10 protein-coding genes are annotated in these 9,086 nt (G+C 66.4%); 1 reads left to right on the top strand and 9 read right to left on the bottom strand.

The window, feature by feature from the left end; translation table 11 throughout:
* Positions 1-95 precede the first annotated feature (95 nt).
* The 9 genes from ASE88_RS03475 to ASE88_RS03435 all read right to left on the bottom strand — a co-directional run bounded on the left by ASE88_RS03475 (position 96) and on the right by ASE88_RS03435 (position 7,277).
* The gene (locus tag ASE88_RS03475) at positions 96-437 is read right to left on the bottom strand and encodes a hypothetical protein (RefSeq protein ID WP_056475428.1); all 342 of its coding nucleotides are present in this window, start codon (positions 435-437) and stop codon (positions 96-98) included.
* 11 nt (positions 438-448) lie between these two features.
* Complete coding sequence (locus ASE88_RS03470; protein ID WP_056476343.1) at positions 449-1,903, bottom strand: L,D-transpeptidase family protein; 1,455 nt, start codon at positions 1,901-1,903, stop codon at positions 449-451.
* 144 nt (positions 1,904-2,047) lie between these two features.
* Positions 2,048-2,863 (bottom strand): TrmH family RNA methyltransferase, encoded by an 816-nt coding sequence (locus ASE88_RS03465; RefSeq protein WP_056475424.1) that lies wholly within the window; start codon positions 2,861-2,863, stop codon positions 2,048-2,050.
* Between the two features lie 93 nt (positions 2,864-2,956).
* Positions 2,957-3,232, bottom strand: a complete 276-nt coding sequence (locus tag ASE88_RS03460) for an HPr family phosphocarrier protein (RefSeq protein ID WP_055876065.1) — start codon at positions 3,230-3,232, stop codon at positions 2,957-2,959.
* Complete coding sequence (locus tag ASE88_RS03455) at positions 3,229-3,636, bottom strand: PTS sugar transporter subunit IIA (RefSeq protein WP_055876062.1); 408 nt, start codon at positions 3,634-3,636, stop codon at positions 3,229-3,231. Before ASE88_RS03455 ends, ASE88_RS03460 begins: the two co-directional genes overlap by 4 nt.
* Positions 3,637-3,651: 15 nt before the next feature.
* Complete coding sequence (gene rapZ, locus ASE88_RS03450; protein ID WP_055876059.1) at positions 3,652-4,566, bottom strand: RNase adapter RapZ; 915 nt, start codon at positions 4,564-4,566, stop codon at positions 3,652-3,654.
* Positions 4,567-4,576: 10 nt separating this feature from the next.
* Positions 4,577-5,008 carry an HPr kinase/phosphorylase gene (locus ASE88_RS03445; protein ID WP_156356889.1) on the bottom strand — a complete coding sequence of 144 codons (432 nt, stop codon included), beginning with the start codon at positions 5,006-5,008 and terminating at the stop codon, positions 4,577-4,579.
* Between the two features lie 9 nt (positions 5,009-5,017).
* Complete coding sequence (locus ASE88_RS03440; RefSeq protein ID WP_056475421.1) at positions 5,018-6,601, bottom strand: sensor histidine kinase; 1,584 nt, start codon at positions 6,599-6,601, stop codon at positions 5,018-5,020.
* Positions 6,570-7,277: a response regulator transcription factor gene (locus tag ASE88_RS03435; RefSeq protein WP_055877112.1), complete on the bottom strand. Its 708-nt coding sequence runs from the start codon at positions 7,275-7,277 to the stop codon at positions 6,570-6,572. The genes ASE88_RS03440 and ASE88_RS03435 overlap by 32 nt, the downstream gene beginning before the upstream one ends.
* A 180-nt stretch (positions 7,278-7,457) precedes the next feature.
* Between ASE88_RS03435 and ASE88_RS03430 the strand changes: the two genes are divergently transcribed.
* Entirely contained in the window at positions 7,458-9,068 is a 1,611-nt protein-coding gene (locus ASE88_RS03430; protein WP_056475419.1) for a phosphoenolpyruvate carboxykinase, read from the top strand.
* The last annotated feature ends 18 nt before the right edge of the window (positions 9,069-9,086 follow it).

Here is a 9,086-nt window from a genome sequence, read left to right as displayed (position 1 = left end):
GGGGGGGAGGATACGGAACAGCGGTTTCCCTTACCGCCCCCTCCGTCAGGCTGCGCCTGCCACCTCCCCCTGGCGGGGGAGGATTCTAGGGTCAATTACTGTTGCGGCTCGGCTTCGACCTCGTTCTCGGCCGGTGCCTCATCCCGCGTCACACGCGCGGTCATGCCCGTCGCATCGGCATCGTCGAGCATCTGCTCGTCCGGCGCAATCGGTTTTTCGCGCGGCGGTTCGACCACGGCGGGCGCAGCCGGCGCCGCTTCTACCGGCGCTGCCTCGACCGGGGCAGGGGCCGCCTCCGTCTCGGTCACGCCGGTATCCTCGACCATGTTGACGTCCGTGGGCGGCTGTTCAGGCTCGGAGCGCGAGCAGCCGGCCAGCGCCATTGCGGTGAGCAGGCCGACGGCGACGGCAGTGCGGGTACGGGTGGAAATCGTCATGTCGTATCCTCTCAGCGAGCAGCGAGCGTCTGGCGTGCGGTGCGCGCCTCGATCTTGGCGGCGAGGATGCCGTCCCAGTCATAGGGATCGGCGCGGAAGTTCATCTGGCCGTTGCCGCTGGCGAACGCGGTCCAGTAGAGCAGATAGACCGACACCGGCTTGACCAGTTGCGCCCGGACCGTGTCGCCCTTGGCGACCGCGGCATCGACCATTTCGGGGGTCCAGGTCGGATCGCCCTTCAGCAGCAGGTCGGCAAGTTCCGCAGGCTTTTCAAGGCGTACGCAGCCATGGCTCGAAAGCCGGCTGAAGCTGGCGAATTTCGCGCGGCTCGGCGTGTCATGCAGATACACCGAATAGTCGTTCGGGAAGTCGAACTTGAACCGGCCGAGCGCGCTCTGGTCGCCCGCCTGTTGCTGCAACCGTGTGCCGCCAATCACCTTGAAGCCGTTGCGCTTGAAATAGCCTGGGTTGGCGCGCTCCTTGGGCCACAGCTCCTTGGTGGCAATCGAGGTCGGCACGTTCCAGGGCGGGTTGATTACGATGCTGTGGATCGTCGACGACAGCATCGGCGTCTCGTCGCCCGGCCGCCCGGTGACCGCGCGCATCGACTGCACGGGCGTGTCACCGTCGAACACGGTGAGCACGGCTGCCGCGATGTTCACCTGGATACGGTCGCGCGGCAGGTCCTGCGGCAGCCAGCGCCAGCGCTCCATGTTCGCCATGATCTGCCGCACGCGATCGGTCGCCGAGACGTTCAGCGCGGCGAGCGTCTGGGTCGAGACGATCCCGCTGGGGTTCAGGCCATAGCGACGCTGCGCACGGCGGACTGCGTCGAGCAGCGCGGCATCGAACGTATCGCCGCTGATCGAGACGTCCTTGTCCTCGACCGCAAGCCGCTTGCGCAGCGCCAGCACGCGCGCGCCACTTGCGCCGATCGTGAAATCGGGGCCGGAAGCCAGCGGCGACCAGCCCCCGGCCGCCGCGATCGAGCGGTAGTTCTGCAGGCCCTTTCGCAGGCCATCATAGCCGGCATAGGGGGGCGGCAACGATGCGAACCACGCCGCGATCCGATCGAGCCGGACCGCATCGGCGAACGCCGGGGTCGGGTCATACGTCGGTGGGCGCAGGCCCCAATCCTTCTGGAAATCAGCCTCGCTGAGACGGCCCGCATGGACGGCGCGTGCATGGTCGAGCGCGGCGCGAACGAGCTCCTGCTTGGTCGGTGCGGTGGTCGATGCGGTCGCGGCGGACTTGAGGCCCTGCGCGACGATGTCGCCGTTGAGCAGCTTGTCGAGCAGCGTCGCCTGCGCGTCGCTCAGCGGCGGCACGGTGATGACTGGCGGCGCAAGCGTCGGCACGGCCATCGGCACCGTCGGCGTCACCGCCGGTGGGGTAACCTGTTGTGCGAACAGCGGCGTTGCCATCAGCAGCGGCGTCGCGGCAGCCGTGATCGCCGACCGGATCATGCCGGTCTTCACTCGTCCATCGTCCAAACCGCGCGCCATACTCATCCTGTCTTACAGTAACTCGCCGACGCTCTCGCACGCCGCAGCTCTCTCTTAGCTGAACCGGAGTCGCTAAGCATCGCCAATCGGGCGTGATTCGACGGTTCAGGCCGACGTTGTGGATTTTTCCTGCCGGGCCAGCACTTCATAGGCCATCACCGCTGTCGCGACCGCCGCGTTCAGGCTGTCCGCCTTGCCGAGCATCGGGATCTTGACCAGCACGTCGCACGCCTCGGCCATTTCGGGCGGCATGCCCTGGGCTTCGTTGCCGGTGAGCAGGAAGGTCGGGCCGGTATAGGTGGCGGCGCGGTAATCGGTATCGGTATCGAGGCTCAACCCGACCAGCTGGCCCGGGCCGGCGCGCAGCCAGTTCTGGAACGGTGCCCATTCGGTCTTCACGACGGGAATCGTGAACAGCGCGCCCATGCTCGCGCGGACCGCCTCGACCGAGAACGGATCGACCGACTCGCCGATCAGGATCAGCCCGCCGGCACCGACCGCATCGCCGGTCCGCAGGATCGTGCCCAGATTACCCGGATCGCGCAGCCGCTCGGCGACCAGCCAGATGCCCGCGCTGTTCCGGTCTAGGTCTTCGAGACTGGCGTCGAACTCGTCGAACACGCCGACCACGGCCTGCGGGTTGTCCTTGCCCGACAGCTTCGAGAGGATATCCGGCGTGGTCTGGATCGACTCGCCGCCGGCCTCCTCGACGTCCATCGACAGCGCGTGGACGAGCGGGTGGTTGGCGCTGGCGGCGGCATAGAACAGCGTGCGGGGCAGGCGGCCGGTCTCGCGCGCTTCGGTGAGGATCCGCAGACCCTCGGCGAGGAACTGCCTTGCGGCGCGCCGATGTCGCTTGTCGCGCAGGTCGCGGACATATTTGATCAGCGGGTTGGAAAAGGCGGTGATCTCGCGGGGCATCTAGGCCGGCGTCCGCGTGGCATATGGATTTGTAAGCACGGGGTCGCTCATGCCCGCCCCAGACCCCTCCCGCAAGCGGCAGGGGGAAGATCGTCACTCCTCGCCGAACTTCGCCTCGACCAGTTCGGCCAGCGCTGCGACCGTATGCTCGGCACCATCACCGTTCGCGCTGATCGTGATGGCGTCGCCCATTGCCGCACCGAGCATCATCAGACCCATGATCGACGTGCCGGTGACGTGGTCGGATCCGTCCTTCGTCACGCTCACCTCGACTGCGTGCGACGAGGCAAGCGTGACGAACTTGGCGCTGGCACGCGCGTGCAGCCCACGCCGATTGGTGATCTGGACGGTGCGCGAGACCGCGCTCACGCGGCCGCCTCGCCAAGAACCTCGGACGCGACCGAGATATATTTGCGACCCGCCTCGCGCGCCGCCGCCACGGCTGCAACGACGGTCATCGCCTTGCGCGCGGAGCCGAGCCGGATCAGCATCGGCAGGTTCATCCCCGCGATCACCTCGATCCGGCCGCGCTCCATCAGCGAGATGGCGAGATTGGACGGGGTGCCGCCAAACAGGTCCGTCAGCACGATCACGCCGCGGCCGACATCGACCTCCTGGATCGCGGCGGCGATGTCCGCGCGGCGGCTCTCCATGTCGTCGTCGGGACCGATCGAGATCGTCGCGACGCGCTCTTGCGGGCCAACCACGTGAATCATCGCGCGAACGAATTCCTCGGCCAATCGGCCGTGCGTTACCAGAACAAGGCCGATCATATCAGCGTTTCATACTCATAAGACGACTGGCGATCCCTCGAGCGCATCCTGCGGTGCGGCCCCGAGGTCGCGGTGCATGATAGTGGGCGAAAATCCGGCCTCGCGCAACCGTCGGGCGACACGGTCGGCGACATGGACCGACCGGTGTCTCCCTCCGGTACATCCGAATGCGACCGTGACGTAGGACTTGCCCTCCGCCCGATAGCGCGGGAGCAACAGCATCAGCAGCTCCTCGATCCGGCTCACCGCGGCTTCATAGGCGGGATCGTCGATGATGTAGGCGGCAACGTCGGCGTCGAGCCCGGTACCGGGACGGAGCGCCGCGTCCCAATGCGGGTTGCGGAGGAAGCGCATGTCGAACACCAGGTCGGCGTTGCGCGGCAGCCCGCGGGCGAACCCGAACGAGCGGATCGACAACGTCGGCTCGCCAAGTCCATCGCCGGCAAAGCTCGCGCGGATCTGTTGCGCGAGCTCGTTCGCCGCCATGTCGGTGGTGTCGATCAGCCGGTTCGCCCAGTCGCGCAACGGCGCGAGCAATTCGCGCTCGCGGCCGATGCCGTCGTTCGCGGGACGATCAAGCGCGAGCGGGTGGCGACGGCGCGTCTCGGAATAACGGCGTTCGAGTTCGGCCCCCGAGCAATCGAGGAACAGCATGCCGATCTCGAGACCGTGGCGATCGCGCAGGTCGCGGATCCGCCGGACGATGCGTTCGGGATCGAAATCGCGCGTCCTGGCGCCGATGCCGATTGCCAGCGGCTGCGAATCGTCGGTCGACCCTTCGGGAAGCGGCGCGTCGAGCAGGCGGTCGAGCAACAGCAGCGGGAGATTGTCGACGACCTCCCAGCCGATATCCTCCAGCGTCTTGAGGACGGTCGACTTGCCTGCCCCCGACATGCCGGTGACGAGCAGGATGTCCTTGGGCCGGATCATGGCAAACAGGTCATGCTAGGGGCTCCGGATTGCGTAATGCCAGTTCGACCTTGATCGGTGCGGAGGCGTGAAACGGGTCGACCGCGACCTGGCGAACGTCGATCCCGGCGATGCGTCGCAGGCGACGCTCGGGCATGCGGTCGATCGCGGCGTCCAAGCTGACGAGCAGGCCGACGGGGACGTCCTCGACGTGCGGCATGGCGAGGATACCCAACCCGCGGACTTCGAGCCGGCCGGCGATCGTCGCTGGTGCCCGCGCGAGGAGAATTTTTCCCGATCGCACCACGAGCGTCTGGTCGTCGCTGACCAGCGACGCGCCACGGTCGATCAGGCGCAGCGCGAGATCCGACTTCCCCGACCCGGAGACACCCTCGATCATCACCGCCACACCGTCGATCGCGACGGTGGTGGCGTGGAGCCGGTCGGAGGAGGGGATAACCACGTCCGGTCCTTACAACGGCAGATCGGCGAGCGGTAGCCGCACGACGAACCGCGCGCCACCAAGCCGGTCTTCGCGCGACTCGACGAAGATGGAGCCCTGATGCCCGTCGACGATGGTCCGTGCGATCGCCAGGCCTAGCCCTGAATGCTGGCCGAACGTCTCGCTGTCCGGACGGACCGAGTGGAACCGCTTGAACACGTCCTCGCGCGCGTCCTCGGGAACGCCCGGGCCTTCGTCCTCGACGCGGACGACGAGATCGTCGCGGTCGGGGATCGCCGAGATCGCGATCAGCCCGCGGTCGGGTGAGAAGGACAAGGCGTTGTCGATCAGATTCTCGAACACACGTTCGAGCCGTGCGCCTTCGCCCAACACGATCGTCCGGTCGTCGGGGTTCCGATCGAATTTGAGGCGGATCCCGCGTTCGATACCGCGCGCGTCGCGTTGCGCGACCAGTCCTTCGATCATCGCGGTGATATCGACCGGCTCGAACTTGGCGCGGCTGAGCTGCGCATCGAGCCGCGAGGCTTCGGAGATGTCCGACAGCAGGCGGTCGAGCCGGTGGACGTCGTCGCGGACGATCGCGAGCAACTGCGCCTGGAGCGCCGGGTCCTTGACGCGCGACAGTCCCTCGACCGCGGACCGGAGCGAGGCGAGCGGGTTCTTCATCTCGTGCGTGACGTCGGCCGCGAACGCCTCGGTCGCGTCGATCCGCGCCCGAAGCGCAAGGCTCATGTCGGAGAGCGCGCGGGCGAGCATGCCAAGTTCGTCGCGGCGTGAGGGGAGGCGGGGGACCACCACTTCGCGCGCGCGCCCGAGCCGCACGCGGACCGCCGCGCGGGCCAGCCGGCGCAGAGGCCGCACGATCGTCCGCGCGAGGAACAGCGACAGCAGGACCGAGACGATCGAGACGACCAGCAGCACCATGCTGAGCCGGAACCGCTCGATCCGAACCGTCTTCGTGATGTCGCGCGCGTTCACCGTGGTCATCACGACGCCGCCCGCGGGTAGCGGCGCCGCGGCAGTGATCACCGGTGTTCGATCGGGCGCGCGCCACACGGTGGTCGCCACGATGCTTCGTCCGCGGACTGCGGTCACGTCGGGCCATTGCTGCGTACCGCTACGCTCGCGGTAGAGCGGGGGACGCGGTGCCATCACGATGACGTCGATCGCCGCGTCCAGGAACCGGGCGACCGTCTGGTCCCAATCCTCCTTGTCCGGGTCCATCAGCACGAAGTTGCGCAGGCCTAAGCCACGGCTGTCGACGATCGTCCGTCCTGCGCCGCTGAACAGCCGGATACGAGACCCCGTATCTCGCGCAAGTCTCAGCACCAGCGGATCGCGCCACGCGGGATCGACCGCGCCGATCGCTTCCCCGATCAGGCGGGCTTCGCGCGCGGTCTGCGCAACGCGGTTGTCGACGACGCGGCTGCGATACGAGTCGAGATAGAAGAACCCGCCTGCCAGCAGCAGCAGCGCGAAGATGTTGACCGCGAGGATGCGCCGCGTGAGCGAGATCTGTCCCGACCAGCGCAACGTGAGGTCACGCCCGTCGACGCCCAGCTCATTCCTCAGAAAATCGATACCCGGCACCATATAAAGTCTCGATAGCGTCGAAGGCGGGATCGACCTGCCTGAATTTTCGGCGAAGGCGTTTTATGTGGCTGTCGATCGTCCGGTCGTCGACATAGATGTCGTCCTGATACGCCGCATCCATCAGCTGGTTGCGCGTCTTGACGATTCCCGGGCGCTGCGCGAGCGTTTCGAGGATCATGAACTCTGTGACGGTCAATGTCACAGGCTCCCCCCCCCATAGCGTCCGATGCCGTGCCGGATCCATGCTGAGGCGCCCTCGATCGAGCGGCCCGACCGTGTCAGCCTCGGTCTCGGTACCCGGTGACTGCGTGAGCTCGGTCCGCCGCAGGATCGCACGGATACGGGCGATCAACAGTCGTTGCGAGAATGGCTTGGCGATATAGTCGTCAGCGCCCATCGCAAGACCTAGCGCCTCGTCGAGCTCATCGTCCTTGCTGGTGAGGAAGATGACCGGGATCTGGCTTTTCTCGCGTAGCCGGCGGAGGAGTTCGAGTCCGTCCATTCGCGGCATCTTGATGTCGAAGACCGCGAGGTCGGGCGGATTATCGGTCAGTGCCTTGAGCGCGGTCTCGCCGTCCGAATATAGGCGCGTGGTGAAGCCCTCGGTCTGCAGCGCGATCGACACGGAGGTGAGGATGTTACGGTCGTCATCGACCAGCGCGATCGTTGCCGTCATTTCTGGGTCGCTTGCCTTGGTCGTTGGCGTGTCGGCGTAGGGCAAACCAGGCCTTCACTCAACCAGGACCGTATCGGGACCGCGGTGTAGTTTAGGGCATTTGACCGCTGGAAACGGGCCCCGTACAGCCCGACACAACGACATACATACGTATGCGAGAAATCTGAGGAGAGAGATGCCGTGTCGAACGAGCGTATTCCGGCCGTCGGCCTAGACGCGCAGGGGATCCAGACCCGCGCCAATCTGCACTGGAACCTGGTCACGGCGCAGCTCGTCGAGGCGGCGCTGGCGCGCGACGAAGGTCGTCTGTCCGCCGACGGCCCGCTGGTGGTCGAGACCGGCGCGCATACCGGTCGATCCGCGCAGGACAAGTTCATCGTCCGCGATGCCGAGACCGAGGCGACGGTCTGGTGGGGCAAGAGCAACAAGGCGATCGAGCCTGCGCACTTCGCCGCGCTGAAGGACGATTTCTTCGCCGCGCTCGCCGCCAAGGACGAGCTGTTCGTGCAGGACCTGTACGGCGGGTCGCAGGCCGATCACCGCGTCACGGTCCGCGTCGTCACCGAGCTGGCGTGGCACAATCTGTTCATCCGGACGATGCTGGTGCGGCCCGAAGAAGCGGCGCTGAAGGACTTCGTCGCGGACTACACGATCGTCGACCTGCCGAGCTTCCGCGCCGATCCCGTGCGCCACGGGTGCCGCAGCGAAACGGTGATCGCGGTCAATTTCACCGAAAAGCTGATCCTGATCGGCGGCACGAAATATGCCGGCGAGATGAAGAAGTCGGTGTTCGGCCTGCTCAACTATCTGCTCCCGCCGACCGGGGTGATGCCGATGCATTGCTCGGCGAACATGGGTGCGAACGGCGACACGGCAGTGTTCTTCGGGCTGTCGGGCACGGGCAAGACGACGCTCAGTGCCGACGCCAGCCGGACGCTGATCGGCGACGACGAGCATGGCTGGTCAGACACCGCGGTCTTCAATTTCGAGGGCGGCTGCTATGCCAAGATGATCCGTCTGTCTGAGGATGCCGAACCCGAAATCTTCGCGACCACCAAGCGGTTCGGCACGGTGCTCGAGAACGTCGTGATGAACGCCGAGACACGGCGGCTGGATCTCAACGACCATACGCTCGCCGAGAACAGCCGTGGGGCGTATCCGATCGACTTCATTCCCAATGCGTCGGCCGAGAATATGGGGCCGGTGCCACGCAATATCGTGATGCTCACTGCGGACGCGTATGGCGTGCTGCCGCCGATCGCCAGGCTGACGCCCGATCAGGCGATGTATCACTTCCTCTCGGGCTACACCGCGCGGGTCGCCGGCACGGAGATCGGCGTGACCGAGCCCGACGCGACCTTCTCGACCTGTTTCGGCGCGCCGTTCATGCCGCGCCATCCGTCGGTTTACGGCAATCTGCTCAAGGAGCGGATCGCCAAAGGCGGGGTGGATTGCTGGCTGGTCAATACCGGCTGGACCGGCGGCAAATACGGCGTCGGCAACCGCATGCCGATCAAGGCGACGCGGGCGTTGCTCAACGCCGCGCTCGACGGCAGCCTGAACGATGCCGAGTTCCGGACCGATCCGAATTTCGGGTTCCAGGTGCCCGTCAGCGTGCCGGGCGTCGACAGCGCGATTCTCGACCCGCGGACGACTTGGACGGATACGGACGCGTACGACGCGACGGCCGCGAAGCTCGTTGATCTGTTTGTGGAAAACTTCGCGCAGTTCGCCGACCATGTCGACGAAGGCGTCCGCCAGGCCGCACCAAAAGCCCGCGAGACAGCCTAAACTCCTCTCCCCTCGGGG

The sequence above is a fragment of the Sphingomonas sp. Leaf38 genome, assembly GCF_001421825.1.
GTDB lineage: Bacteria > Pseudomonadota > Alphaproteobacteria > Sphingomonadales > Sphingomonadaceae > Sphingomonas.
This window is presented reverse-complemented; position numbering and strand designations above follow the sequence as displayed.